Annotated in this window: 1 protein-coding gene; it reads right to left on the bottom strand. The window is 54.2% G+C overall.

The features are described from left to right. Nucleotides 1–145: 145 nt before the first annotated feature. Entirely contained in the window at nucleotides 146–1186 is a 1041-nt protein-coding gene (locus ACZRKZ_RS27685; protein ID WP_231165498.1) for a protein rep, read from the bottom strand. Nucleotides 1187–2160 lie beyond the last annotated feature (974 nt).

Raw genomic sequence — 2160 nt, 5'->3', positions numbered from 1 at the left:
ACTTCGTTTGCATGCGGATCAAAATCCAAAGCAGATCAAAAGCGGATACATGAGTCGGACAGGAAATGTTTTGTAGCTACCGCCTGCACGCAGTCGGTACCTACAAAACCCTGATCAGGGCTGTGCCCCGATACCCCGTTGAGAGTCAGCGAGCTGGTTTATCCCCGTTGGGTGCGCGGCGATACCGGCGCTCAAATTCACGCCAGTTGAAAGCCAACCGAGATCCATCGTCTTCCCCTTCTGCCGGCCCGTCCGCCATCACCAAGTCAGCGTCCGTTTCCTCATCGACCCGGAGCACGTTTTTCAGCACTCCACCCGTAGCCACGAATCGGCGCTTGTGGGCTTGCCGCGTCAGTTCCAGAAACCAATCGGGATCATCTGTCATGTCAGACGGCTTAACGCTGTATTTGAGGGTTTCAGAGACTGCCTTTTGAAGTGCAAAGCTCGTGACATCAGAGGCTGATTGCCCACTCTCTGGGACAGCCCCTTTGATTACTTCGATCCATAGCCCGGACGGCGAAATGGTTGGATCGCGCATGCACTCTTGCCACAGCTCGACCCAGCGGGCTTGCTTGACGTAGGTCTGCCCTCGAAACCAGCTTGGCGGCACCATCAGCAACACATGGAAGTGCGGGTGTGCCTCACCGATAGCGCTGCGTGTGACCTCAGTGGTGCGCACCCAGCCCAAAATGGGTTTCAGCTCTTTGCGTTTGATCAACCGCTGCCACCCGGCATTCATCGCTGTCAGAGTCTCTCCAAGCTCGCCTATGGAGCGATTAGGCACAGTCAGGGTCAGGAATAACCAGCGGGCCTTGGGATGCTCACAGACGATCTTAGGGAGGGCTTGGTGAAACCGGGCTTGCCACATGAGGGAACGTCTCCACTGGCACACCGGGCAATGACGCACCCGGCAAAAATGGCTGTGCTTTAGGCGCAAAGCGGTTACCCATGTGGCCGGGTTGATCTCCCAGCCAAACAAGAGCACCCCGCCGCAATCAGCCATACGAGCCGCGTAGCGCTCGAATTCAAGCGCTGTCGCATAGATCCCGCCCACATCATCAGCTTGGCCACGGTGGACGTCCCATGGGGCATCCGTAGGGCTGTAATCAAAAAGCCCATCACGGGGCTGTTCAAGCGCAATAATTTCGCTAGAATGGGGGCAAGTGGGATCGGAAACGGTTTCCATGAAAAGCCTTTGTTTTGTGGATGTCAGATACCCACGATGCTGGGCTTTTTTTTTGGCCTAGTCAATGACCTTTGAAAAACCCCGCAAAGCCCCGCCGTACGTGGCCTAGAGCCTATGTTTTTATCCGCTAGTTATCCCTTAAGTATCAAGTAAAGGAAATCGGCCTCTCCGGCGCCTGTTTTTCGACCCCTCAAAGCACCGCCAAAAAGCCAAAAACAGATCGTCTCCGACGGCCCTTCGGGACTGCTCGCCACGTGGCAGGCGGTCGGGGGAAGAGCACCCCCAACCACCAGCCCGAAGCATTGGGGCACTGCGAGGCATCAAGGGGCTTTCGCGGCATATCCTCGCCCGTTCCGGTCTGCGGTATTCCACGTCCCCTTGACCCCTCTCCGTTTCAATCTTTTCCATCAGCCCCGTGTTTCACCAGGGCGAGTTTTTCCGCCCTGGTGAAACACGGGGTGACAAGCGAAGTGCGTCAGGATTTTTTAACCAGGTACACAACTCAACGGGGTATCGGGGCACAGCCCTGATCAGGGTTTTGTGGGATCGACTGCGTGCAGGCGGTAGCTACAAAACATTTCCTGTCCGTTTCTTAGATTTGAATTCAATTCGTTTTTTAAGATCCGATTAAATTCTTAATTTAGTTTTGTTTTCCGAATTCAAAATTCACTTAAAACAAAGAGCCCACGGCAGCAGGGGAGAGTTTTCAAAATGGCGTCATTTGGATGCACTCTCCCTATCCTGCATCCTCTCTGAATCCCCTCTGCTCTGGCCTTTGACCTTCGCTGTTTCCCTCCGCTTTTTTGAAGAGGGCGCGCTTAGACGTTTCTACGAAACGCGCGGATCAAAAACGGATCAAGGGCGCACTTACGCAAACTTCGTTTGCATGCGGATCAAAATCCAAAGCAGATCAAAAGCGGATACATGAGTCGGACAGGAAATGTTTTGTAGCTACCGCCTGCACGCAGTCGGTA

The organism is Pseudomonas sp. c313 (assembly GCF_055407145.1).
The sequence above is the reverse complement of the archived record's forward strand: the minus strand, read 5'-3'. Positions and strand labels throughout refer to the sequence as shown.